We start from the raw sequence: 23,924 nt of genomic DNA on the forward strand, positions 1-23,924 counted from the left end.
TTTCTCTCCATCCTGGCACGCGATCCGGCGTCTGCCCCTCCTCCGGGAGAACCACCGATCCCTTAGGGGGACCCGGCTCCCGGCCTACGGGATCTCCGGGTTCGCCCCCGAGGCTCACCCGTGCGCCTTCTCGCGCCCGTACGGGAGCGTGAGGGCGTCAGGCGGCCAGGAGGGCGCGCAGGTCGGAGGGGCCGACCTCCGCGAGAGAGGAGACCACCAAGCGGCCCGGCGCCGGCTCCACCGGCAGCAGGCTGGGCACCGCGACCACCGCGCAGCCCGCGGCCGTCGCCGCCGCCACCCCGTTGGGCGAGTCCTCCAGCACCACGCAGCGCACCGGCTCGACGCCCAGCAGCTGGGCCGCCGTCAGATAGGGCTCCGGGTCGGGTTTGGTGCGGAGGACGTCGTCGGCGGTGACGACGGCGTCGAACCGGTCGCGCCCCACCTCCTTCAGCACCGCGTCCGCGATCTCCTTGAGCGAGGCGGTCACGAGGGCCACCGGCACCCCTTCGTCACGCAGCGCGTCGAGCAGCTCGGAGGCGCCCGGCATGACCCGCACGCCGCCCGCCAGGCGGGCCACCATGCCGGTCGCCATCCACTCCCGGACCGTCCACGCGGGCACCGTCGACTCCGACACGGCCAGCATGTAGTCGACGGTGCGCTCCATGGAGCCGCCGACGAGGTGGGCCTGGTGCCCGGGGGTCCACTGGGCGCCGAGCTGCTCCATCACCTCGGTCTCGACCTCCAGCCACACCGTCTCGGTGTCGACCAGGAGGCCGTCCATGTCGAAGAAAACCGCTTCCACCCGTGCTCCCTGGGACCGACGGACCGTCAGACGTTGAAGTATTTGGCCTCGGGATGGTGCGCGACGAGGGCGGAGGTGGCCTGCTCCGGGTGGAGCTGGAACTCCTCCGACAGCGTGACCCCGATGCGCTCCGGGTCGAGCAGCTGGAACAGCTGCACCTGGTCCTCGAGGTTGGGGCAGGCGGGGTAGCCGAACGAGTAGCGGCAGCCCTGGATGTTGACCTTGAGCATGTCGTCGAGCGACTCGTCGCCGCCGATGCCCCACTCCGACCGGGTGCGGGCGTGCCAGTATTCGGCCAGCGCCTCGGTGAGCTGCACCGACAGGCCGTGGAGCTCCAGGTAGTCGCGGTAGGCGTCCTTGGCGAACAGCTCGGCCGTGGCCTGGGAGATCTTGCTGCCCATGGTGACGACCTGCAGGCCGACCACGTCGGTCTCCCCCGAGTCCTTGCCCCGGAAGAAGTCGGACAGGCACAGGTGGCGGTCGCGGCGCTGGCGCGGGAACGTGAAGCGGGTGCGCTCGCCGCCCGACTCGTCGAGGATGATCAGCGAGTCGCCGTCGCTGACGCACGGGAAGTAGCCGTAGACGACGGCCGCCTCCAGCAGGCCCTCGGTCTGCAGCCGCTCCAGCCACATGCGCAGCCTCGGCCGGCCCTCGGCCTCGACCAGCTCCTCGTAGCCGGGGCCGTCGCCGCCCCTGGTCGGCTTGAGCCCCCACTGGCCGAGGAACAGCGCCCGCTCGTCGAGGAAGGCCGCGTAGTCGGCCAGCGGGATGCCCTTGACGATGCGGTCGCCGTGGAACGGCGGCTTCGGCACCGGGTTGTCGGCGGCCACGTCGGAGCGGGACGGCAGCTCCTCGACGGGGGTGCGGTCGAGCTTGGCGCCGGTCTTGACCCGCCGCTGGCGCAGCGGCGGCAGCTGGGCGCCGGCCACACCGCGCTTGACCGCCATGATGGCGTCCATCAGGCGCAGGCCCTCGAAGGCGTCGCGGGCGTAGCGGACCTCGCCCGCGAACAGCTCGGCGAGGTCCTGCTCGACGTAGGCGCGGGTGAGCGCGGCGCCGCCGAGCAGCACGGGGTACTTCTCGGCCAGGCCCCTGGAGTTGAGCTCCTCGAGGTTCTCCTTCATGACCACGGTCGACTTGACCAGCAGGCCGGACATGCCGATGACGTCGGCCTTCTGCTCGTCGGCGGCCTCCAGGATGGCCGAGACGGGCTGCTTGATGCCGAGGTTGACGACCTCGTAGCCGTTGTTGGACAGGATGATGTCGACGAGGTTCTTGCCGATGTCGTGCACGTCGCCCTTGACGGTGGCCAGCACGATGCGGCCCTTCGTCTCGCCCTCGACCCGCTCCATGTGCGGCTCCAGCTGGGCGACGGCGGCCTTCATCACCTCGGCCGACTGCAGCACGAACGGCAGCTGCATCTGGCCGGAGCCGAACAGCTCGCCGACCGTCTTCATGCCGTCGAGCAGCACGTCGTTGATGATCTCCAGGGCGGGCCGCTGGGTCAGCGCGTCGTCGAGGTCGGTCTCCAGGCCCTTGCGCTCGCCGTCGATGATGCGCCGCTTGAGCCGCTCCCACAGCGGCAGCGCGGCCAGCTCCTCGGCCTTGCCGGCGCGCAGGGCCGCCGCGTCGACGCCCTCGAACAGGTCCATGAACCGCTGCAGCGGGTCGTAGCCCTCGCGCCGCCGGTCGTAGACCATGTCGAGGGCGACCTGGCGCTGCTCGTCGGGGATGCGCGCCATCGGCACGATCTTGGACGCGTGGACGATGGCGGAGTCGAGGCCGCCGTTGACGCACTCGTTGAGGAAGACCGAGTTGAGCACCATGCGGGCGGCCGGGTTGAGGCCGAAGCTGATGTTGGAGACGCCGAGCGTGGTCTGTACGCCGGGGTAGCGGCGCTTGAGCTCGCGGATGGCCTCGATGGTCTCCAGGCCGTCGCGCCTGGTCTCCTCCTGGCCGGTGGCGATGGGGAAGGTGAGGCAGTCGACGATGATGTCGTCGACCCGCATGCCCCAGTTGCCCGTCAGGTCGTCGACGAGGCGGCTGGCCACGCGCACCTTGTGGTCGGCGGTGCGGGCCTGGCCCTCCTCGTCGATGGTGAGCGCCACCACGGCGGCGCCGTGCTCGCGCACCAGCCGCATGATCCGCTGGAAGCGGGAGTCGGGGCCGGTGCCGTCCTCGTAGTTGACGGAGTTGACCGCGGCGCGGCCGCCGAGCATCTCCAGCCCGGCGCGCAGCACCTCCGGCTCGGTCGAGTCGAGCATGATCGGCAGGGTGGAGGCGGTGGCCAGCCGGAACGCCAGCTCCTTCATGTCGGCCACGCCGTCGCGGCCCACGTAGTCGACGCACAGGTCGAGCATGTGGGCGCCGCCGCGCGCCTGGTCGCGGGCCGTCTCCACGCAATCGTCCCAGCGGCCTTCCAGCATGGCCTCGCGGAAGGCCCTGGAGCCGTTGGTGTTGCACCGCTCGCCGATGGCCAGGAAGGAGGTGTCCTGGCGGAACGGGATCGTCTGGTAGAGGGAGGAGACGCCGGGCTCGGGGTGCGGGCGGCGGCGGACGACCTCCCGGCCGTGCACCCGCTCGACCACCTGGCGCAGGTGCTCGGGGGTGGTGCCGCAGCAGCCGCCGACGATGGACAGGCCGTAGTCGCGGACGAAGGTCTCGTGGGCGGTCGTCAGCTCCTCGGCGCTCAGCGGGTAGTAGGCGCCGTCGGAGGTGAGCACGGGCAGGCCGGCGTTGGGCATGCACGACAGCCGCAGCCGCGAGTGGCGGGCGAGGTAGCGCAGGTGCTCGCTCATCTCGGCGGGGCCGGTGGCGCAGTTGAGGCCGATCACGTCGACGCCGAGCGGCTCGATCGCGGTGAGGGCGGCGCCGATCTCGGAGCCGAGCAGCATGGCGCCGTTGGTCTCGATCGTCACCTGGGCGATGATCGGCACGTCGCGCCCGGCCGCGTCGATCGCCCGCTTCGCGCCGAGCACGGCGGCCTTGACCTGCAGCAGGTCCTGGGAGGTCTCGACGATGAGCGCGTCGGCGCCGCCGGCGATCAGGCCGGCCGCGTTGTCGCGGTAGGCGTCGCGCAGGACGGCGAACGGCAGGTGGCCGAGCGTGGGCAGCTTCGTGCCGGGACCCATCGAGCCGAGCACGAAACGCGGCCGGTCGGGCGTGGACCAGTGGTCGGCGCGCTCCCTGGCGATCCTGGCGCCGGCCTCGGAGTATTCGTAGACGCGGTCGCCGATGTCGTACTCGCCGAGCGCGGCGAGGTTGGCGCCGAACGTGTTGGTCTCCACGCAGTCGACGCCGACGGCGAAGTAGGCGTCGTGGACGCCCGCGACGATGTCGGGGCGGGTGACGTTGAGCACCTCGTTGCAGCCCTCGTGGCCCTGGAAGTCGTCGAGGGTCGGGTCGTGGGCCTGGAGCATCGTTCCCATGGCGCCGTCGGCGACGACGACTCGCTGGGACAGCACTTCTCGAAATGACCGGGCGATGCTCATGCGCTCCAGCTTATCGGCTGCGCCACACGGGATCCCCCGCCCGCCGGGCCCCGCCTCGCACGTCCAGCGCCTGGTGCGACGCCCTCCCCTCCGGAAGGGGACACACCAGGACAAGGCGGCGAAGAACCGTCCTCCGGCAAGGCCCGCGGGCTCAGCTCGCAGCGTACGCCGCTCCGCCCCGTCCCTCGCCTGACCTGGCGTTCCATCACAGGCTGTACGGCGGGAGCCACTGATCGCGCTTACCACGTGACAGGAGTACCTCCTCACCGCATAGGCTTAGCGCGATGGTGCAGACAGGAGGCGACACGTGATCGAGCTCGAAGGGCTCCCCGAGCTCGTCGACCCGGTGCTCATTGCCGCGTTCGAAGGGTGGAACGACGCGGGCGAGGCCTCGAGCGGTGTGATCGCCCATCTCGAGTCCGCCTGGAAGGCCGAGCCGCTGGCCGAGCTGGACCCTGACGACTACTACGACTTCCAGGTCACCCGCCCCGTCGTGGAGATGGGCGACGGGCTGACCCGGTCGATCATCTGGCCGACGACGAGGCTGCTGCGGGCCCGGCCGCCGGGCAGCGAGCGCGACGTGGTGCTGCTGCGCGGCATCGAGCCCAACATGCGCTGGCGGTCGTTCTGCGCCGACATCATCGACGTCTGCCGGGAGCTGGGCGTCGACATGGCCGTCATGCTGGGCGCGCTGCTCAACGACTCGCCGCACACCCGTCCGGTGCCGGTCCTCGGCTCGGCCACCGACGACGGCCTGGCTCGCTCCATCAACCTGGAGCTGAGCCGCTACGAGGGCCCGACGGGCATCGTCGGGGTGCTGCAGCACGCGTTCGGCCGCGCCGGTCTGAGCGCCGTCACGCTGTGGGCGTCGGTGCCTCACTACGTGGCCCAGCCGCCCAACCCGAAGGCCACGCTGGCGCTGCTGCGCCGGTTGGAGGACGTGCTGGACATCCCGATGCCGCTGGGCGACCTCGACGAGGAGGCCCGCGCGTGGGAGCACGGCGTCGACGAGCTGGCCTCGCAGGACAGCGAGGTGGCCGAATACGTCAAGGAGCTGGAGGAGCGCAAGGACGCGGCGGAGCTGCCCGAGGCGAGCGGCGACGCGATCGCGGCAGAGTTCGAGCGCTACCTGAGGCGCCGCGACCGCGACACCGACGGCTGACGTCCGGCGTTCACTCTCCCGCCGATCGCCGAGCGGCCGCGGCCATGGGCGCCTTGGACGCCGGCGGACATTTGCGGCTAAAAACCTAAACGCCGGACTTTTTCCGTACGCCGGTTCATAATCGGGTTTCCGCTGACCGTCCACGTGAGGCCGATCATGGCGATTCCGTCCGGAAGCCCGCACCTGACCAGCCAGGACACCAGGCGTCTGGTCCTGCAGATGGCCGCGCCCCTGCGTGAGGACGGGCCCGGCGGTCAGGTGACCCACTTCCTGGCCCTGCTCCAGGACCGCCTCCCCCTCTGGCTGGGCGTCCTGCGCGACCTGGAGCACCGCGCGGGCCGGGGTCAGGTGCGCGACAACCTCGTCGTGGTGGCGCGGGCCGGCATCGGCTACTACGCGGACGTGCAGTCGGCCGCGCTGCCGGTGTTCTCCTCCCCCGCGGTCGCCGTGCGCTTCCGGCACGCGCTCAAGGCGAACGGGCTCGGCCCGCCCGCCGAGGTGACCCCGCTCGCCTCGTACCTGCGGGAGGAACGACTGCTCGGCCGGGTGGCCGCGGAGGTCGACCCGGAGGCCAGCGCCCGGCTCCTGCTCGCCGGCTGCCTCCGCCACGCCTTCGTCGAGCTCTTCGTCGGCGCCGACGCCGGACCGTCACGCGAAACCGCCGCCGAGGAGATCGTCCGCGAACTACGCCTGGAACCCCGGTGAGACTACAGAACGGGCTGAGCGGACCCCGGCGCCGTCCTCCGGACGCGGCCAGAGCCACAGGCCGCCGCGCGGAGGCCGCCCGGCGGTGCGCGGAGGCCGCCCGGCGGTGGGGTGTCAGCCGGCTGCCGAGGTGGCCGTGTGGTGGCGCAGGGCCTGGTCGTGGCGGTGCCAGACCAGGGCGGCCACGTCGGGGTCGGCGCCCAGCGGCGGGGTGACGAGGTCGGCGCCCGCGGCCGCCAGGCGGGCGTGGAAGAAGCCGGGCGCCAGCAGGTAGGAGGCCAGCGCCACCCGGGCCGCCGGACCGGAGTGCAGCCGTTCCATCGTCTCCGCCAGCCCCGGCGAGCCGGAGGAGACGAAGGCGGCGGTGACCGGGCGGGACAGGCGGACGGCGAGCTGGTGGGCGGCGGCGCGCACGCCGGCCAGCGCGGACGGGTCGGAGGACCCCGCCGCGCCCAGCACGACCGCGTCCGTGGCGCGCAGCCCGGCCCTGTTGAGGCGGCGGGCGAGCGTGGCGGTCAGCAGCCGGTGCGGGCCGAGCGGCGGGGCGACGAGGGCGCCTGGCCGGTGCTCGGCGAGCACCGCGGGCAGGTCGACGTGCACGTGGTAGCCGCCGGCGAGCAGCAGCGGGACCACGACCACCGGCCCGGGGACGGCCGGCAGCACGTCACGCAGCAGCGGCGCGCTGATCTCCAGGTAGGCGAGCTCGACGCGGCGGCGGGGCCGGGCCGCGCGGACGGCTCCGGCCAGCGCGGCCAGGGTGCGCTCCCCCTCCTCGCTGCGGGTGCCGTGAGCGGCCAGGACGAGCGTCGGGGTCACCGCGCGCCCTCGTACCGGCAGGCGAGCCGGTAGCCGCGCTTGACCACGGTCTCGACGATCCCGGCCGGCCCGAGCGCGCGGCGCAGGCGGGTGACCGCCATCTCGACCGCGTGCTCGGCCGAGTCCCTGACGGCGCTGCCGGGCAGGACGGTGCGCAGGTCGGCGCGGGAGACGACGTGGCCGGGCTTGTCGGCCAGGCGCTTGAGCACGGCCATCGGGGCGGGCGGCAGCGGCCGCAGCTCGCCGTCGACGACCACGGCGTGGCCGCGGATCTCCAGGCGGTGCCCGCCTGCTTCGAGCCGGGTGACGGACTGGGCGGGCAGGTGGCGGGCCAGGACGCGGGCGAGCGCGCCGAGCCTGGCCCGGTCGGGCTGCAGGGTGGGCACGCCGCGGTCGGCGAGCGGGCCCGCGGTGACCGGGCCGACGCAGGCGGCCACGACGGGGCCGGCGAACGCGGCCAGCAGGGCGTCCTCGGCCCCCTCCGCGCGGGCGGCGTTGAGCATGGCGTGCACGGCGGGCGCGCTGGTGAAGGCGACGGCGTCGACGGAGCCCGAGACCGTCTGGGTGATCAGGCGCCGCAGCGGCGACGGGTCGCGGTACGGCAGCCACCGGTAGACGGGGATCACGATCACCTCGGCGCCGGCCCCGCGCAGGTCGGCGACGAAGTCGGTGAGCGGCTCGCCGTGCTGCTGGACGGCGATCCGGCGGCCGCGCAGGTCCTGGGCGAGCAGGTAGTCCTTGACCTCGGCGCAGGATTCGGTGGCGGGGGTCCAGTGGTCGTTGAGCCCGGCGGCGCGGACCGCGCCTCTGGCCTTGGGCCCGCGGGTGAGCAGGCGTGCCCCGGCGAGGTGGTCGCCCAGGTCGGAGGAGAGGCCCCAGCCCTCCGCCGCGGCCATCCAGCCGCGGAAGCCGACGCCGGTGGTGACGACCACGTCGTCGACGGGCCTCTCCAGGCTCCGCCGGGTGGCGGCGAGCAGGTCGGCGTCCTCGGCGAGCGGGACGAGCCTGATGGCGGGGGCGCTCAGCACGCGGGCGCCGCGCCGTTCGAGCAGCGCCCCGAACTCCTCGCGCCGGCGGGTGGCCGTGACGCCGACGGTGAAGCCCGCCAGCGCGTCGGGCGCCGTCTCAGGCGAAAGGACGGCGTCCCCGATGGATGACCCGCTCATGCGAGAACCTCGTCGTGGATCGGGACACCCGGCCGGGCCCCGAGCACCCGGCCGGGCATCACACGTACGTGAACCGGAAGTGAGATCACGCCTTCATCGTGGATTCGGAGGGTTTCCGCGCTGGGTCTCTTCTGTTACCGCTGTGCTACAAGCGACAGCCCGCGCGGTTGGCGGCGGACCGGGGAGGGAAACCCGTCGGTGTGCGACGCGGCTATTCGGGGAGGCGCGGGTGACGGTGCGGCCGATCCTGGCTTTCGACGATCCGGCGCTCCGCTCGGTCGCGGAGCCGGTCAAGGACTACGACAAGGAGCTGCGCGGGCTGGTCAAGTCCATGACGGCGACGTTGCGGGCGGGCGCCGGCCGGGCCGGGCTGGCCGCTCCTCAGGTGGGGGTGCCGCTGCGGGTGCTCGTCTACGCCTACGAGGGCGCGTCAGGCCATCTCGTCAATCCGCGGCTGGAGCTGTCGGAGCGGCGGATCACGGCGGACGAGGCCTGTCTGTCGGCCCCGGGCGTGTGGTGGCCGCTGCGGCGCGCTTTCATGGTCGTCGCGCGTGGCCGCGACATGTTCGGCAAGCCCGTCACGGTGCGGGCGCTGGGCGTGCTGGCGAGGGTGCTGCAGCACGAGTCCGATCATCTGGACGGGGTGCTGTTCAGCGACCACCTGTCAGCGGACGAGCGCGAACGCTTTCTGGCCGCGGCGCTGCCCTCGGGATGAGCGCGCGGCGCTGTTCCGGATCCAGGCCGCCCCAGACGCCGTGCGTCTGGCCGCTGCTGATCGCGTAGTCGAGGCACGGCTCCCGTACGGGGCACGTGTGGCAGATCGTCTTGGCGCGTTCCACCTGCGACTGGCCCGGACCCTGGAGCGAGATCGGGAAGAACAGCTCAGGGTCCAGGTCAGAGCAGGCGGCCCTGCGTGACCAGTCGAGCATCATCATGCCCATCGCGCCTACCCAGCGCCTTCCAGGTCATACCTCATCGAGCAGGCGGTCCCAGTCGAGCAGGAACCTGTCGAGCCCGTAGCGCGCCAGCGCGGCCGTCCGCGCGGCCTTGCCGGCCTGGGCGGCCCGCTCCTGGTCCGCCGCGAACTCCCTGAGCGCCTGGGCCAGCACGTCCACCCGGGTGGAGACGACGCCCGCCTCGGGTGGCACCGCCTCGACGGCCTCGGTGGCGGCCAGCGCGACCACGGGCATGCCCAGGGTCATCGCCTCGATGAGGGCGAGCCCGAGCGAGGTCCACCGGTAGGGGTGCAGGTAGACCCGCCGTCTGGCGAGCTCGGCGTGCATGCGGGCCTGCGGCAGGTCCTCGTACGTCCCGTACGGGAGACCTTCGACCTTCATGCCGAACAGGTCGAGCGGCACCTCGGCGGCGAAGCGCGGCAGCAGGTCGGTGCCGGCCACCCGGGTGCGCCGGACGGGCTCGTTGACCACGACGCCCGCCCTGGGCAGTTCGCCGGTGTAGAGGTGGCCGGGGTCCACGACGCCGTGCTCGACGACCCGGGTGGGAGCCCGGCCGTTGTCCCAGAACAGCTCGTTGAAGTGGGTGACGTGCACGAGCGTGATGTCGGAGCGGTCCGCCAGCGGGTGGCGGGTGCGGGGCACGTCGCCGACCGGCGTGTTGTGCTCGACGTAGACGCCGGGCAGGTCGCGGCCGAGCCACTCGCGGGCCAGGTCGAGCTCGTGCGGGCGCTGGTAGACGACCACGTCGACCGGCTCGTCGCGGAGCCGGTCCCACGGCACTTCCCTGGCGCTACCAGGCCACGGATAGGTGTCGGCCCGTCCCCTGCCGTCGGGGCCGCGGCCGGGGACGAGCGGCAGGACGTACTCGTGGCGGCCGTGCACGAACGAGGTGGTCCACGAGCCGTGGACGTGCCAGAGGAGGATCCTCACCAGCGGCTCCAGCCGAGCGCCCGCGACCAGGCGGAGCCGCCGGCGGCGACGGGGGCCGGCGCGGCGTCCGCCTCGCGCAGCAGCCGTTCGGCCACGTCGGTGAGGTCGTCGGCGACCTCGGGAGCGTGCTCGATCTCCTCGCGCCGTGTCTCCACGGTCGGCACCAGGATGCCGCGCGCCCCGGCGGCCCTGGCCGCCTCCATGTCGCGGCCGATGTCGCCGACCATGACACACTCGCGCGGGCTCACGTCCAGCACCGCGGCGGCCCTGATGAGCAGGCCGGGCGCGGGTTTGCGGCAGGTGCAGCCGTCGCCGTCGTCGTGCACGCAGATCGCCCACGCGTCGAACGGCCCGAGCAGTTCCTCGACCCGGGCGTTCACCTGTTCCATCTCGTCCGCGGTGATCAGGCCCTTGGCCACGCCCGACTGGTTGGTCACCACCGCCACCGGCAGGTCGGCGCGGCGCAGCCTGCTCAGCGCCTCTAGCGCGCCCGGCATGGGCCGGACCCGGGCCGGGTCGCCGTTGTACGGGACATCCCTGATCAGGGTTCCATCCCTGTCGAAGAGCACCGCCCCGGGACGTCGTTGTTCGAACACCATCCACCTCCGTCGCGTGGCCCACAGCTACCCGGCGCCATATCGGGCAAACAACTACTTAGGGTGACCAGACGCCAGAGTTCGGGGGTGTTTGCCCATTTCAGCGAGGGGGGTGTGTTTGAGGAGCGCTCCTCTCGGTAGCCGTTCTCCTAATCTTCGCAGGAAGGGAACCGATGAGATTTCTCGGCATCAACGCGATCTTCCATGACCCCGCGGCGGCCCTGGTCGTGGACGGGAAGGTGGTCGCCGCCGCGGAGGAGGAGCGGTTCAACCGGCGCAAGCACGGCAAGCGCCCGCTTCCGTTCTCCGCCTGGGAACTGCCGGAGCAGGCGGCCGCCTGGTGCCTGCGGGAGGCGGGCATCGGCCCCGAGGACGTCGACGCGGTGGCCTACTCCTACGATCCCGCCCTGGTCGAGCAGCGACCGGACGGCGACTGGGAGGACCTGCGCACCCGCTACGCGGTACGCGCCCCGCTGTTCCTGTCCACGGCGCTGCCGGGACTGGACGCGGCGCGGGTGCGGTTCGTGCCGCACCACATCGCGCACGCCGCCTCGGCGGGGCTGGCCTCGCCCTGGCGCGACTGCGCGGTGCTCGTGTGCGACGGCCGCGGCGAGAACGTCTCCCACCTGGCCGGCCGCTACACCGGCGGCGAGCTGGAGGTGCTGGCCGCCCAGCCGCTGCCGCACTCGCTCGGGCTGATGTACGAGGACGTGACCGAGCACCTGGGATTCCTGCGCTCCTGCGACGAGTACAAGGTGATGGCGCTCGCCTCGTACGGGCGGCCGCGGTTCCTGGAGGAGCTGCGCGAGCTCGTCTACGCGACGGGCGACGGGGGCTTCCACGTGACGCCGATCGAGTGGGGCGGGTACGCCAAGGCGCTGCGGAAGGGCGAGCCGTGGACGGACGACCACGCCGACCTGGCGGCCAGCGTGCAGGCCCGGCTCGAAGAGGTGCTGCTCGACCTGGCCCGCTGGCTGCACGAGCGGACCGGCGAGCGGCGGCTGGCCCTGGCCGGCGGGGTCGCGCTGAACTGCGTGGCCAACACCCGGCTGCTGGCCGAGGGGCCGTTCGACGAGGTGTGGGTGCAGCCGGCCGCCGGCGACTCCGGCACCGCGCTGGGCGGGGCGCTGCACCTGGCCCAGGTGCACGGGGAGCCGGCCGCCCCGATGAGCACCGCGGCGCTCGGCCGCGGCTTCACCGACGAGGAGCTCGGGGCTTGGCTGGACGTGGCCCGCGTGCCGTACACGCGCCCCGCCGACCTGGCAGCGGCGGTGGCGGACGAGCTGGCCGCCGACCGGCTCGTCGCCTGGTTCCAGGGGCGGTCGGAGTACGGGCCGCGGGCGCTCGGGCACCGCTCGCTGCTGGCCCACCCGGGGCACGCGGCCAACACCGAGCGGCTCAACGACGTCAAGGGGCGCGAGCAGTTCCGGCCGATCGCGCCCATGGTGCTGGAGGACCGGGCCGCCGCCGTCTTCGGCCGGGGGCCGGTGCCGTCGCCGTACATGCTGTTCGTGCACGACGTGCTCCCCGGCTGGCGTGAGCGGGTCCCCGCCGTGGTGCACGTGGACGGGACCGCCCGGGTCCAGACCGTCTCCCCCGCCGCCGAGCCGCTGATGGCGCGGGTGCTGGCCGAGTTCGAGGCGCGGACCGGGCTGCCCGTCGTGGTCAACACGAGCCTCAACACCGCCGGGCGGCCCATGGTGGACGACCCGCGTGACGCGCTGGAGTGCTTCGGGTCCTCGCCGGTGGAGGTGCTGGCCCTGGGGCCCTACCTGATACGGCGGGGGGAGGTGTTCGCGTCGTGATCACGGTGGTGATCCCCACGATCGGGCGGCCGAGCCTGCGCGCCACGCTGGCCGCGCTGGCGGACGTCCCGGTCGTGGTGGCCGACGACCGGCCGGGCGCCGCCGAGCCGCTGGAGGTGCCCGGTGGCGTACGGGTCGTGCGCTCGGGCGGGCGCGGGCCCGCGGCGGCGCGCAACGCCGGCTGGCGGGCGGCGGACACGCCGTGGGTGGCGTTCCTGGACGACGACGTGGTGCCGTCGCCCGGCTGGGCGCGCGCGGTCTGGAAGGACCTGGTGGACCTGCCGGAGGACGTGGGGGGCAGCCAGGGGCGGATCACGGTGCCGCTGCCGTCCGGGCGACGGCCCACCGACGGCGAGCGGCACACCGCCGGGCTGGTGGACGCCGACTGGCCGACGGCCGACATGGCCTACCGGCGCTCGGTGCTGGAGCGGGTGGGCGGCTTCGACGAGCGGTTCCCGCGCGCCTACCGGGAGGACGCCGATTTGGCCCTGCGCGTGCGGCGGGCCGGTTACCGGCTGGTCAAGGGTGCGCGGGTGACGGTGCACCCGGTGCGCGACGACGGTTTCTGGGCCAGCGTCAGGTTCCAGCGCGGCAACGCCGACGACGCCCTGATGCGCCGCCTGCACGGGCCGGCCTGGCGCGCGGCGATCGGCGTCCGGGGCCGCCTGCGCCGCCACGCCCTCACGACGGCCTTCGCCGCCGCCGCTCTCGCCCTGGGCACCGCCTACAGCCTGACCGCTCACCAGGCCGCCTTCTCTCGTTGGAGGCGCGTCAGAGGGCCGGTCGAGGCCGGGGCCTGGCTGGCGGGGGCGGGGTGGGTGCTCATGACCGGGGAGTTCGTGTGGGCCCGGGTGCGGCCGGGGCCGCGGAGCCCCGGCGAGGTGGCGCGGATGGCCGTCACCGGCGTGCTGATCCCACCGGTGGCCTGCTGGCACCGGCTCAGGGGGGAATGGGAGGTGCGGCGATGAGCGCTCCGCGGGTGCTCGTGGCGCGGCTCGACGACGCCGGGGACGTGCTGCTGGCCGGCCCCGCCGTGCGGGCCGTGCGCGGGCGGGCGGGCGAGGTCGTCTTCCTGGCCGGCCCCCATGGCAGCGCGGCCGCGGGGCTGCTGCCCGGGGTGGACCGGGTGGTGGAGTGGCGGGCGCCGTGGATCATGAGCGAGCCGCCGCCCGTGACGCGGTCCGGGGTGGACGCGCTCGTCCGGGAGGTACGGGGCTGCGAAGAGGCGCTGATCCTGACCTCGTTCCACCAGTCGGCGCTGCCGCTGGCCCTGCTGCTGAGGCTGGCAGGGGTACGGCGGATCGCCGCCATCAGCGACGACTACCCGGGCTCGCTGCTCGACGTGCGCCACCGGGTCGACGAGAGCGTCGACGTGCCGGAGGCGGAGCGGATGCTGGCGCTGGCCCGCGCCGCCGGGTTCGAGCTGCCGCCCGGCGACGACGGCAGACTCGCAGTTCGACAGCCACTTCCGGATATCGGCCGAGAAACAGGGCAATTGCTCAATGTCGGCGGCGTTGCCGACAAAGGCGCGTATGTCGTGGTGCACCCGGGGACCTCCGCTCCCGCCCGGACCTGGCCCGCAGAGAGGCATCGCCAGACCGTACGAGAGCTGGTCCACGACGGGCACCAGGTCGTGGTCACCGGCAAGGAACGCGATCTCACCGCCTTCGTCGCCGGCGAGGACGCCGTGGACCTCGGCGGGCGGACTTCGTTCGCCGAACTCGCGGCCGTCCTCCAGCGTGCCGGGGTGCTCGTGGCGGGCAACACCGGCCCGGCACACCTGGCGGCGGCGGTCGGCACGCCGGTGGTCAGCCTGTTCGCCCCTGTCGTTCCCGCCGAGCGGTGGGCCCCGTACGGCGTGCCCATGGTGCTGCTCGGTGACCAGCACGCGCCCTGCCGGGCGAGCAGGGCGCGCGTCTGCCCGGTCCCCGGGCACCCGTGCCTGTCGCAGGTGACGAGTGAGCAGGTGGTCAAGGCAGTGAGGGAGCTGACGCAGTGAAGATCGATCTCATCTCGGAGCACGCCGACCCGCTCGCCGCGATCGGCGGCGTGGACTCCGGCGGTCAGAACGTGTACGTGGCCGCGCTGGCCACCGCGCTGGCCGCGCGCGGCCACTCGATCGTCGTGCACACCCGTCGCTCCCACGCCGCCCAGCCCTCGTCGGTGCGGCTCTCCCCCCGCATCACCGTCGAGTACGTGCCGGCGGGCCCGGCGGCCCCGGTGCCGAAGGACGAGCTTCCCCCGTACATGCCGGAGTTCACCGACCGGCTGGCCGGCCGCTGGGCGCTGCGCGCCCCCGACGTGGCACACGCGCACTTCTGGATGAGCGGGCAGGCGGCGCTGCAGGCGGCGGACGGGTTCCCGGTGGTGCAGACGTTCCACGCGCTCGGCACGGTGAAGCGGCGCTGGCAGGGCGGCGCCGACACCAGCCCCGCGCACCGCGTGGCCACCGAGCGGGCCATCGGCCGGCGCGCGGACGCGGTGCTGGCGACCTGCGGCGACGAGGTCACGGAGCTCGTCGCGATGGGCGTGCCCGAACGGCGGATCACGGTCGTGCCGTGCGGCGTCGACCTGGAGACGTTCTGCCCGGACGGGCCGGTGGCGCCGCGCACGGAGGGGCCGATGGTGCTCAGCATCGGCCGGCTGGTGCCGCGCAAGGGCGTCGACACGGTGATCGCGGCGTTGCGCCGGCTGCCCGGCGCCGAGCTGGTCATCGCGGGCGGGCGGACCGACGACGAGGAGGCGGTGCGGCTGCGCGAGCTGGCCGAGGGCTACGGGCTGGCGGACCGGGTGCACGTGATCGGCAGCGTGCCGCGCGAGCACGTCCCGGCGCTCATGCGCGCGGCCGACGTGCTGGTCACCGTGCCGTGGTACGAGCCGTTCGGCCTGGTGCCCGTGGAGGCGATGGCGTGCGGCGTGCCGGTCGTGGCGTCGGCGGTCGGCGGCCACCTGGACACCGTGGCCGGATGCGGGCTGCTGGTGCCGCCGCGAAGGCCGAGGGCGCTCGCCAGGGCGCTGAAGGAGGTGCTCGGCAGACCGGACATGCGCCGGGAGATCGGCGGGGCCGGCGCCCGCCGGGCCCGGGAACGGTACGGCTGGCCGCGCATCGCCGAGCAGACCGAGGCCGTGTACACGCAGGTGATCGATGGACAGCCGCGCCGTCTCGCCGCGCTGGGGGGGTAATCATGGACGCGCATCTGGAGAAGCTCCGCACGGCCCTGACCAGGGTCGACGACCACGCCACCACGATCCGCGCCTGGGGCGGCAAGCTCGGGGGCGTGCTCGCGGCCGGGGGCAGGCTGCTGGCCTGCGGCAACGGCGGGTCGGCGGCCGAGGCCCAGCACCTGACGGCCGAGCTGGTCGGGCGGTTCCGCGCCGACCGGTCGCCGTACGCGGCGATCCCGCTGCACGCCGACACCTCGTCGCTCACCGCGATCGCCAACGACTTCGGCGCGGACGAGATCTACGCCCGCCAGGTGCACGCGCACGGCCGTCCGGGCGACGTGCTGGTCTGCCTGTCGACCAGCGGCCGCAGCGCCAACGTGCTGGCCGCGGCGCGGGCCGCCCAGGAGCGCGGAATCCTGTCGTGGGCGCTGACCGGGCCCGCGCCGAACCCGCTCGCCGACCTGTGCGACGACGCGGTCGCCGTGCCCGCCGACGAGACGGCCACGGTGCAGGAGGTGCACCTCGCCATGATCCACATGCTCTGCGACGCGGCCGAGGAGGCCCTGTGACGGATCCACGGCGGGACCGGGACGTCCATCGCGGTCCCCCGCCGCCGGGTCCGCTGGTGGTGATCGGCGACACGCTGCTGGACGTGGACGTCGACGGCGAAGCCGTGCGGCTCTGCCCGGACGCGCCGGTGCCGGTGGTCGACGTGACCGCCGAGCACGCCCGTCCCGGCGGGGCGGGGCTGGCGGCGCTGCTCGCCGCCCGTGACGGCGCCGACGTGGTGCTGATCACCGCGATCGGCGACGACCCGGCTGGGCGCCGCCTGTGCGGGCTGCTGTCGGCCGAACTGGAGCTGGTACGCCTCCCGCTGCGGGGCGAGACCGTACGCAAGACCCGCGTACGAGCCGGAGGCCAGACACTCCTGCGCCTGGACACCGGCGACGGAACCGCCCCACCCTTCCCAGAAGCGCCCACGACCGGACCCGCCCACCAGGACGAACCGCAAGAAGCCCCCGAGACCAGGGACCCGCACTCTGACCACTTCGACCACCACGCCCGACCCGCCGACGACCACACACCCGCCACAGATCAAACCCCACAAGACACAGACAGCCGCACCATCGCCGCAGGCGAACATCCGCAGCACGCGAACGTGACCACCTCCGACCCGCAGAAGCCGGAACCGAACCCAACCGCCGCCAACGGAAACGCCCGCGACGCGGACGTGACCGCCGCAGGCGGAAACACGACCACCGACCCACACACCCCGGAGCCGGACCCAATTCTCGCGAAGGGAAACGCCCGCGACGCGGACGTGATCGTCACAGGCGGAAACACGACCGCCGACCGACACACCCGGGAAGGGGGCCCAACCGCCACCGACAGAAGCGTGCGCGACACCGAACTGACCGCCGCAAGCGGAAGCGGGAGTGCCGCCAGCCCACACACGCCGGAATCGGACCCAACCGCCGCTAAGGGAAACACGCGCGACACGGACGTGACCGCCGCAGGCGGGAGCGTCAGTGGTGCCGAACGACACATGGGGGAGTTGGGGCCGGATGCCGGTGTCCAGGGCGTGACTGCCGGGGGCGTGGATACGGCCGTCGTGGGGGGACATTTGGCCGCTGGGGATGGGTATGCGCGGGCGGTTGAGGTGGTTGCCGGGGCGGGGGCGGTGCTGGTGGCGGATTACGGCCGGGGGGTGGCGGCGGTGGCGCGGGAGCTGCTGCGCGGCTGTGCGGCGCCTGTGGTGTGGGATCCGCACCCGAGAGGCGTCAGGCCGCCAGGGGGATGCGCGCTGATCACGCCGAGCGAGGCCGAGGCCAGGTTGCTGTGCCCGGGCGAGTTCCCGGGCGCCGACCGGGCGGCGCGCGCCATCCGGGAGGAGCTGGACGCCGGCGCGGTCGTGGTCACCCGGGGCGCCGGGGGCGCGTCCCTGGCGCTGGCCGACGGCACGATGCTCAAGATCCCGGCGCCGGTCCGGGCGAGCGGCCAGGACCCGTGCGGCGCGGGAGACAGGCTGGCCGGGGCCGCGGCGCTCGCGATGCGGGCCGGGGCCGGCGTGGCGGAGGCGGTGATCACGGGCGTCGGCGAGGCCTCGCGGTTCGTCGCCGGCGGCGGCGCGGCCGCCGTCCGCGTCCAGGAGCAGGAGCTGGGCGACCGGCCGCGCACCGCCGTCGAGGTGGCCGAGCTGGTCCGGGCGTCCGGTGGCCGGCTGATCGCCACCGGCGGCTGCTTCGACCTGCTGCACGCCGGGCACGTCAGCCTGCTGCGGCGGGCCCGCGCGCTCGGCGACGCGCTGGTCGTGTGCGTCAACTCCGACGAGTCCGTGCGCAGGCTCAAGGGCCCGTCGCGCCCGATCGTGGACGTGACCGACCGGGTCGAGGTCCTGCGCGCGCTGAGCTGCGTGGACGCGGTGCTGGTGTTCGACGAGGGCACCCCGGTCCGCGCGATCGAGCTGCTCCGCCCCGACGTGTGGGTGAAGGGCGGCGACTACGAGGGCGGCACGCTGCCCGAATCCGAGGTCCTGGCCGGCATCGGCGCCGAGACGGTGGTGCTGGACCTGCTGCCGGGACGTTCGACAACCAATCTGATCAAGGAGATCCGATGAACGTACTGATCACGGGGGGCGCCTCGGGCCTCGGCCTGGCCACCGCGGAAGCGGTCGAGAAGGAGGGCTGGCGATCGTTCGTCGTCGACGTCCGCGAGCCGAGCCAGCGCTTCGAGCACGCCACCGCGGACCTGGCCGATCGGGAGCAGGCCGAGCGCGCGGTCCGCGAGCTGGCCGAGCGGGCCGGCGGGCTGGACGCGGTCGTCACCGCGGCCGGCATCGACCGGTGCGGGCGGCTGGAGGACGTGCCCGCCGACGACTGGGAGCAGGTAATCAAGGTCAACCTGCTCGGCACGGCCTCCGTCGTGCGGGCCGCGCTCCCGTACCTGAAGAGGTCCCGCGGCCGGATCGTCACCTGCGCGTCCACGCTCGGGCTGCGCCCGCTGAGCGACGCCTCGGCCTACAGCGCGTCGAAGTTCGGCGTGGTCGGGCTGACCCGGGCGCTGGCGGTCGAGCTGCGCGGCGAGGTGGGGGTCACCCTGCTGGTGCCGGGCGGCATGCGGACGGGCTTCTTCGACGGCCGGCCCGAGCAGTACAAGCCCGGCCCGGAAGCGGGGCTGAACGACCCCGCGGACGTCGCCCAGGCGATCGTGTTCGCGCTGGGCAGGCCGGTCGGCTGCGAGATCAGGGAACTCGTCGTCTGCCCGGACACGGAGACATCATGGCCCTAGAACTCCTGGTGCTGCGCGGGCTGGGGCTGGGCGACCTGCTCACCGCCGTGCCCGCGCTGCGCGCGCTGCGCCAGGCGCATCCGGAGCACCGGATCACGCTCGCCACCCCGGCCTATCTCGGCCCGCTGCTGCCGTTCACCGGCGCGGTGGACGAACAGATCGACGTGTCCGGGCCCGGCCCGGTGCCGTTCGAGCGGCCGGACCTGGCGGTCAACCTGCACGGCCGGGGCCCGCAGAGCATCGAGGCGCTGCGCCGTACCGAGCCGGGACGGCTGATCAGCTACGAGACCGGCCCGCCGTGGCAGGACGGCGTGCACGAGGTGCGGCGCTGGTGCGACCTGCTGAGGTGGTACGGCATCCCGGCCGACCCGCAGGACCTGACGCTCGGCGTCTCCGACCGTACGGGGCCGGCGATCGTGCATCCCGGCGCCGCCTATCCGGCCAGGCGCTGGCCGCCGGAGCGGTTCGCGAAGGTGGCGGCGCTGCTGGACGACGACGTGGTCGTCACCGGCAGCGCCGAGGAGGCCGGGCTGGCCAGGAGGGTGGCCGAGCTGGCCGGGCTGCCGGCGGATCGGGTGCTCGCCGGCCGCACCGACCTGGCCGAGCTGATCGAGCTGGTGAGCAGGGCGCGCCTGGTGGTGTGCGGCGACACCGGCGTGGGCCATCTGGCGACCGCGTTCTGCGTGCCGTCGGTGGTGCTGTTCGGGCCGGTCTCCCCGGCGCAGTGGGGGCCGCCGCCCGGGTGGCGGCACGTGGCGCTGTGGGCGGGCAGCCGGGGGGACCCGCACGGCGACCAGCCGGACCCGGGCCTGCTGAAGATCGAGGTAGCCGAGGTCGTCGACGCCGCGATGGAGGTCACGTCATGAGGGCGCTGGTCACCGGAGGAGCCGGGTTCCTCGGCTCCCACCTGTGTGAGCGGCTGCTGGACCGGGGGGCTGACGTGGTGTGCATGGACAGCTTCCTCACCGGCGGGCCGCGCAACGTGGAACACCTGGTCGACCGTCCGTCGTTCCGCATCATCGAGTGCGACCTGACCGGCTACGTGCACGTCGCCGGTCACGTGGATCTGGTGCTGCACTTCGCCTCGGCCGCCTCGCCGGCCGACTACCTGCGCTACCCGATCGAGACGCTGCGCGTCGGCAGCGTCGGCACGCTGCACGCGCTCGGGCTGGCCAGGGAGAAGGGGGCCAGGTTCGTGCTGGCGTCCACCAGCGAGGTGTACGGCGACCCGCTGGAGCACCCGCAGCGCGAGACGTACTGGGGGAACGTCAACCCGGTGGGGCCGCGCAGCGTCTACGACGAGGCCAAGCGCTTCGCCGAGTCGCTGACCACGGCCTACCGCGACTCGCGCGGCACCGACACCGGCATCGTGCGGATCTTCAACACGTACGGTCCGCGCATGCGGCCGTTCGACGGCCGTGCCATCCCGACGTTCATCCGGCAGGCGCTGACCGGCGAGCCGATCACCGTCACCGGCGACGGCTCGCAGACCCGGTCGATCTGCTACGTGGACGACACGGTGTCGGGCGTGCTGGCCATGGCCGAGAGCGACTTCGACGGCCCGGTGAACCTCGGCAACCCGGACGAGCTGACCATGCTCGACCTGGCCACCATGATCAAGGAGCTGACCGGGTCGGCGTCGCCGATCGAGTTCGTCGAGCGGCCGGAGGACGACCCGAAGGTGCGCCGGCCGGACACCACGCTGGCCGCCGAGCGGCTCGGATGGACGGCGAAGGTGCCGGCCGGTGAAGGGCTGCGGCGCACCATCGAGTGGTTCGCCCGCGAGCTGGACGGTCACCGGCCGGCCCGGATCACGGTCTAGAGCGCCACGCCGAGCAGGGCGTCGGCCAGGTCGCGGACCAGGGCCGGCGCCGCCCGGTCGCTACCGCCGCCGTCGAGGGCCTCGCCGGCCCACCGGTCGACGGCCGCCACGGCGCCGGGGGCGTCGAGGTCGTCGGCGAGCCGGTCGCGCACCTCGGCCAGCAACGCCTCCGCGGGCGGCCCGGCGGTCACCGCCACGGCGGAGCGCCAGCGCTCCAGCCTGGCCTCGGCGTCGGCGAGCAGGTCAGGGGTGTAGTCCCAGTCGGCGCGGTAGTGCCTGCACAGCAGGACGAGCCGGACCGCCATCGGGTCGTGCTCGGCCCGCAGCTTGGAGACGAACACCAGGTTGCCCCGCGACTTGGACATCTTCTCGCCGTCGAGGCCGACCATGCCGGCGTGCGTGTAGAAGCGGGCGAACGGCCAATCGCCGGCGGCCGCGTACCCCTCGGAGGCGCCGCACTCGTGGTGCGGGAAGATCAGGTCGGAGCCGCCGCCGGCCACGTCGAAGCCGGGGCCGAGGTTGTCGAGGGCGATCGCGGTGCACTCGACGTGCCAGCCGGGCCTGCCGCGGCCCAGCCGCGAGTCCCAGGCGGGCTCGCCGGGCCGCTCGGCCCGCCACAGCAGCCAGTCGAGCGGGTCCCGCTTGCCGGGCCGCTCCGGATCTCCGCCCCGCTCGGCGGACAGCTCCAGCATCCGCTCCCGCGAGTAGCCGGAGACCTCGCCGTAGCGGGGGGCGGCGGCCGCGTCGAAGTAGACGTCGCCGTCGAGGGTGTAGGTGACGCCGCGCTCGGCCAGCTCGCCGATCAGCTCCGCCACCCGGCCGACGACCTCGGTGACGGCGACGTACTCGCGGGGCGGCAGGATGCGCAGCGCCTCCATGTCGGCGCGGAACAGGTCGGTCTCGCGCTCGGCCAGGCTCTGCCAGTCGACGCCGGTCTGCTCGGCCCGCTCCAGCAGCGGGTCGTCGACGTCGGTGGCGTTCTGCGTGTAGTGCACGGTGTGGCCGGCGTCGCGCCACATCCGGCCGACCAGGTCGAAGGCGAGGTAGGTGTTGGCGTGGCCGAGGTGGGTGGCGTCGTAGGGGGTGATGCCGCAGACGTACATCCTCGCGGTCGGCCCGGGATCGGTCTGCCGGACCTGCCGGGACGCGGTGTCGTAGAGCCGCAGGGGGACGCTCGCGCCGGGGAGCCTGGGAACGTTGGGGGCGGACCACGATTTCATGTCTTCGAGCCTATCCGTGCTGATCAGCGGTCATGTCGGTGAACTCGTACGTCACGCCGTCCGGCGCCAGCGTCAGGAGGGTGACGCTGAGGGAGGCGAAGACGCGGCCGTCGGGCAGCTCGTGCCGGACGATCAGCGCGTCGGGGGCGTCGGAGGGCGGGTCGCGGAGCGGCTCGTGCCAGTCGGCGTCGCCGGCGAACCTCGGCAGGTTGGTGGTGACGCGCTCGTGGCCGGGGTCGAGCCCGGTGTTGACGATCACGCTGGTGCCGGCGGGAAGCTCGGCGGCTTCGAGCCGGTGCCCGTCCCAGCTGAAGACGCGGGCCCCGGACAGGCCGGCGAGCACCAGGTGGAACGGGTCGTAGCGGGTCAGGTCGACGTCCGGCATCTCGCCGGAGGAGACCCCGAGCAGCGGCAGGTCTCCGCGAGAGAGCTTGCTGATCTCGGGGGCGGGCAGCCCGCGGCCGTTCAGCAGGGCGGCGGCGCGGCGGGCCTGCCGGTCGACCGCGAGCCAGGTGCCGCCCGCCTTGAGGTCGCGCCCGCCGACGACACCGGGATGGTCGGGCCAGTGTTCGGCCGGGCCTTCCCACGGGCGGTCGGCGAACTCGTCCCTGATGCCCATCAGGGTCAGGGGCCGACCCGTTCTCACGATCACCGTGCACATGCGGCAAAGCGTACAAAACTGCTCTAGATGGGCGGCCAGGGGATGGCAGGCCAGCCCTCGAAGGGATACGGGTGCACGCCGGTGTCGAGCAGCCGCCGCACCCGCTTCCAGGTCGCCTCGACCTCGGCCGTCGTCAGCAGGTCGCGCAGCTTGCGGCCCAGCGAACCGGAGTCGAGGTCGCGCTCCAGCTTGGCCAGCACGCCCACCGCCTCGCGCGACAGCGGCTTGCCCCGCCACTGCCACAGGACCGTGCGGAGCTTGTCCTCCACCGCGAAGCAGACGCCGTGGTCGACCCCGTAGACGTGGCCGGTCGGCAGCGGCAGCAGATGGCCGCCCTTGCGGTCGGCGTTGTTGACCACCGCGTCGAAGATCGCCATCCGGCGCACCACCGGGTTGCGGCTGCGCACCAGCCGCATCAGGTCGATCTCGCGCTCGGTGTCGATCCACAGCTGGCACATGCCGGGCCCGAACGGCCCTTCGCGGTAGACCGTGGGCGGCACGATGTGCCAGCCGGTCGCCTGGGAGACCTCGTAGGCGGCGACCTCGCGGGCGGCGAGGGTGCCGTCGGGGAAGTCCCACAGCGGGCGCTCGCCGCGTACCGGCTTGTAGACGCACGCGACCGCGCGCTCGCCCAGCCTGACCGTGCAGTAGAGGGTCATGTTGGTGGCTTCGACGAGGCGCCCGGCCATCTCCAGGCGGCCGTCACGGAGCAGCTTGAGCGTCTCCTCCTCGTCCATGGCCGAGGGGAGGGCAGGCCTGACGGCGGGCTCGCTCTCCGGAGCGGTCATGAAGCCGCCTCACCTCCGCGGTAGCCGTTGAGACGTACGCACACGTGCCCCTCGGCGTCGAGCGGCTGCCCGCAGAGCGGGCAAGGCGGGCGGCCCGCCGCGACGATGTCCAGCGCCCGCCGGGTGAAGGCCCTGGCGGCGCCGGCGCTGATGCGGACCCGCAGCACCGCGGGCTCGGGCGCCCCGAGGTCTTCCTCGTCGACCATCTCCTGGGCCTCGATGACCACCTGCGACCTCTCGGGGTCCCACGCCAGCGCCATCGTGCCGACCCGGAAGTCCTCGGCGACCGGGACGTCGAGCGGGCCCTCGTCGGCCAGCTCGGCGGGGGCGATGGCGGGCACCTGGGCGGTGCCCCCGCTGCGCCGCAGCACCTCGTCGAGCAGCTCTTCGAGCCTGCCCGCGAGCGCGGCCACCTGCAGTTTCTCCAGCGCGACCGTGGTCAGTCTGCCCTCGGCCCTGGCCTGGAGGAAGAAGGCGCGCGCGCCCGGCTGGCCGAGGGCGCCCGCCACGAACCTCTCCGGCGGGTCGTAGTCGAAGACCGGCATAGCCTG

The 23,924-nt window shown here is 73.7% G+C and carries 23 protein-coding genes; 12 read left to right on the forward strand and 11 right to left on the reverse strand.

Features of this window, described 5'->3' with window-relative positions:
• Window positions 1–157: 157 nt before the first annotated feature.
• Both KME79_RS20135 and metH read right to left on the reverse strand, forming a co-directional pair.
• Window positions 158–802: an HAD family hydrolase gene (locus KME79_RS20135; RefSeq protein ID WP_148031405.1), complete on the reverse strand. Its 645-nt coding sequence runs from the start codon at window positions 800–802 to the stop codon at window positions 158–160.
• Window positions 803–828: 26 nt separating this feature from the next.
• On the reverse strand, window positions 829–4,293 hold the full coding sequence (gene metH / locus KME79_RS20140; RefSeq protein WP_219545734.1) for a methionine synthase: 3,465 nt from the start codon (window positions 4,291–4,293) through the stop codon (window positions 829–831).
• Window positions 4,294–4,600: 307 nt separating this feature from the next.
• On the opposite strand from metH, the gene KME79_RS20145 reads away from it, so the two are divergent.
• Window positions 4,601–5,455 (forward strand): PAC2 family protein, encoded by an 855-nt coding sequence (locus KME79_RS20145; RefSeq protein ID WP_219545735.1) that lies wholly within the window; start codon window positions 4,601–4,603, stop codon window positions 5,453–5,455.
• 156 nt (window positions 5,456–5,611) lie between these two features.
• Window positions 5,612–6,160: a hypothetical protein gene (locus KME79_RS20150; protein WP_219545736.1), complete on the forward strand. Its 549-nt coding sequence runs from the start codon at window positions 5,612–5,614 to the stop codon at window positions 6,158–6,160.
• A 114-nt stretch (window positions 6,161–6,274) separates the two neighbouring features.
• On the opposite strand, the gene KME79_RS20155 is transcribed toward KME79_RS20150, so the two are convergent.
• Together KME79_RS20155 and KME79_RS20160 are read right to left on the reverse strand one after the other, a co-directional pair.
• A complete protein-coding gene (locus KME79_RS20155; protein WP_219545737.1) occupies window positions 6,275–6,976 on the reverse strand; it encodes a sirohydrochlorin chelatase in 702 nt (233 codons plus the stop codon).
• The gene (locus tag KME79_RS20160) at window positions 6,973–8,142 is read right to left on the reverse strand and encodes a uroporphyrinogen-III synthase (protein WP_219545738.1); all 1,170 of its coding nucleotides are present in this window, start codon (window positions 8,140–8,142) and stop codon (window positions 6,973–6,975) included. Before KME79_RS20160 ends, KME79_RS20155 begins: the two co-directional genes overlap by 4 nt.
• Before the next feature lie 229 nt (window positions 8,143–8,371).
• Here KME79_RS20160 and def point away from each other — a divergent pair, with 229 nt between their 5' ends.
• Window positions 8,372–8,857, forward strand: coding sequence for a peptide deformylase (gene def / locus KME79_RS20165; RefSeq protein ID WP_219545739.1), 486 nt, complete (start codon window positions 8,372–8,374; stop codon window positions 8,855–8,857).
• On the opposite strand, the gene KME79_RS20170 is transcribed toward def, so the two are convergent.
• From KME79_RS20170 to KME79_RS20180, 3 genes are read right to left on the reverse strand one after another with little or no spacing between them, the layout of a single operon-like run.
• A complete protein-coding gene (locus KME79_RS20170) occupies window positions 8,793–9,083 on the reverse strand; it encodes a WhiB family transcriptional regulator (RefSeq protein ID WP_372452445.1) in 291 nt (96 codons plus the stop codon). The genes def and KME79_RS20170 overlap by 65 nt on opposite strands.
• 24 nt (window positions 9,084–9,107) lie before the next feature.
• On the reverse strand, window positions 9,108–10,028 hold the full coding sequence (locus KME79_RS20175; RefSeq protein WP_219545740.1) for a glycosyltransferase: 921 nt from the start codon (window positions 10,026–10,028) through the stop codon (window positions 9,108–9,110).
• Window positions 10,025–10,627: a D-glycero-alpha-D-manno-heptose-1,7-bisphosphate 7-phosphatase gene (locus KME79_RS20180; protein WP_246640123.1), complete on the reverse strand. Its 603-nt coding sequence runs from the start codon at window positions 10,625–10,627 to the stop codon at window positions 10,025–10,027. The genes KME79_RS20175 and KME79_RS20180 overlap by 4 nt, the downstream gene beginning before the upstream one ends.
• A 170-nt stretch (window positions 10,628–10,797) precedes the next feature.
• Here KME79_RS20180 and KME79_RS20185 point away from each other — a divergent pair, with 170 nt between their 5' ends.
• Genes KME79_RS20185 through KME79_RS20225 form a run of 9 tightly spaced genes read left to right on the forward strand, consistent with a single transcriptional unit; the run spans window position 10,798 to window position 20,704 of the window.
• Window positions 10,798–12,429 (forward strand): carbamoyltransferase family protein, encoded by a 1,632-nt coding sequence (locus KME79_RS20185; RefSeq protein WP_219545741.1) that lies wholly within the window; start codon window positions 10,798–10,800, stop codon window positions 12,427–12,429.
• Window positions 12,426–13,397, forward strand: a complete 972-nt coding sequence (locus tag KME79_RS20190) for a glycosyltransferase family 2 protein (RefSeq protein ID WP_219545742.1) — start codon at window positions 12,426–12,428, stop codon at window positions 13,395–13,397. The genes KME79_RS20185 and KME79_RS20190 overlap by 4 nt, the downstream gene beginning before the upstream one ends.
• Window positions 13,394–14,428 carry a glycosyltransferase family 9 protein gene (locus KME79_RS20195; protein ID WP_219545743.1) on the forward strand — a complete coding sequence of 345 codons (1,035 nt, stop codon included), beginning with the start codon at window positions 13,394–13,396 and terminating at the stop codon, window positions 14,426–14,428. Before KME79_RS20190 ends, KME79_RS20195 begins: the two co-directional genes overlap by 4 nt.
• Window positions 14,425–15,612 carry a glycosyltransferase gene (locus tag KME79_RS47025; protein ID WP_219545744.1) on the forward strand — a complete coding sequence of 396 codons (1,188 nt, stop codon included), beginning with the start codon at window positions 14,425–14,427 and terminating at the stop codon, window positions 15,610–15,612. The genes KME79_RS20195 and KME79_RS47025 overlap by 4 nt, the downstream gene beginning before the upstream one ends.
• Window positions 15,613–15,614: 2 nt before the next feature.
• Window positions 15,615–16,163, forward strand: a complete 549-nt coding sequence (locus KME79_RS20205; protein ID WP_219545745.1) for a D-sedoheptulose-7-phosphate isomerase — start codon at window positions 15,615–15,617, stop codon at window positions 16,161–16,163.
• Window positions 16,160–18,211 (forward strand): PfkB family carbohydrate kinase, encoded by a 2,052-nt coding sequence (locus KME79_RS47030; protein ID WP_308248986.1) that lies wholly within the window; start codon window positions 16,160–16,162, stop codon window positions 18,209–18,211. Before KME79_RS20205 ends, KME79_RS47030 begins: the two co-directional genes overlap by 4 nt.
• Window positions 18,208–18,882, forward strand: a complete 675-nt coding sequence (locus KME79_RS20215; protein WP_219545746.1) for an SDR family oxidoreductase — start codon at window positions 18,208–18,210, stop codon at window positions 18,880–18,882. The genes KME79_RS47030 and KME79_RS20215 overlap by 4 nt, the downstream gene beginning before the upstream one ends.
• Window positions 18,873–19,748: a glycosyltransferase family 9 protein gene (locus tag KME79_RS20220; protein ID WP_219545747.1), complete on the forward strand. Its 876-nt coding sequence runs from the start codon at window positions 18,873–18,875 to the stop codon at window positions 19,746–19,748. The genes KME79_RS20215 and KME79_RS20220 overlap by 10 nt, the downstream gene beginning before the upstream one ends.
• Window positions 19,745–20,704: a UDP-glucuronic acid decarboxylase family protein gene (locus KME79_RS20225; RefSeq protein WP_219545748.1), complete on the forward strand. Its 960-nt coding sequence runs from the start codon at window positions 19,745–19,747 to the stop codon at window positions 20,702–20,704. Before KME79_RS20220 ends, KME79_RS20225 begins: the two co-directional genes overlap by 4 nt.
• Here KME79_RS20225 and mshC read toward each other — a convergent pair.
• Genes mshC through KME79_RS20245 form a run of 4 tightly spaced genes read right to left on the reverse strand, consistent with a single transcriptional unit; the run spans window position 20,701 to window position 23,918 of the window.
• Window positions 20,701–21,924 carry a cysteine--1-D-myo-inosityl 2-amino-2-deoxy-alpha-D-glucopyranoside ligase gene (gene mshC, locus KME79_RS20230; protein ID WP_219545749.1) on the reverse strand — a complete coding sequence of 408 codons (1,224 nt, stop codon included), beginning with the start codon at window positions 21,922–21,924 and terminating at the stop codon, window positions 20,701–20,703. The two genes, KME79_RS20225 and mshC, sit on opposite strands and share 4 nt — an antisense overlap.
• Window positions 21,925–21,934: 10 nt before the next feature.
• Complete coding sequence (locus KME79_RS20235) at window positions 21,935–22,585, reverse strand: NRDE family protein (RefSeq protein WP_219545750.1); 651 nt, start codon at window positions 22,583–22,585, stop codon at window positions 21,935–21,937.
• A gap of 23 nt (window positions 22,586–22,608) precedes the next feature.
• Window positions 22,609–23,373 carry an SCO1664 family protein gene (locus KME79_RS20240; RefSeq protein ID WP_148031387.1) on the reverse strand — a complete coding sequence of 255 codons (765 nt, stop codon included), beginning with the start codon at window positions 23,371–23,373 and terminating at the stop codon, window positions 22,609–22,611.
• Window positions 23,370–23,918 carry a DUF3090 domain-containing protein gene (locus KME79_RS20245; protein ID WP_219545751.1) on the reverse strand — a complete coding sequence of 183 codons (549 nt, stop codon included), beginning with the start codon at window positions 23,916–23,918 and terminating at the stop codon, window positions 23,370–23,372. The genes KME79_RS20240 and KME79_RS20245 overlap by 4 nt, the downstream gene beginning before the upstream one ends.
• Between the last annotated feature and the right edge of the window lie 6 nt (window positions 23,919–23,924).

This window comes from Nonomuraea harbinensis (genome assembly GCF_019396385.1).
Classification (GTDB): Bacteria; Actinomycetota; Actinomycetes; order Streptosporangiales; family Streptosporangiaceae; genus Nonomuraea; species Nonomuraea ferruginea.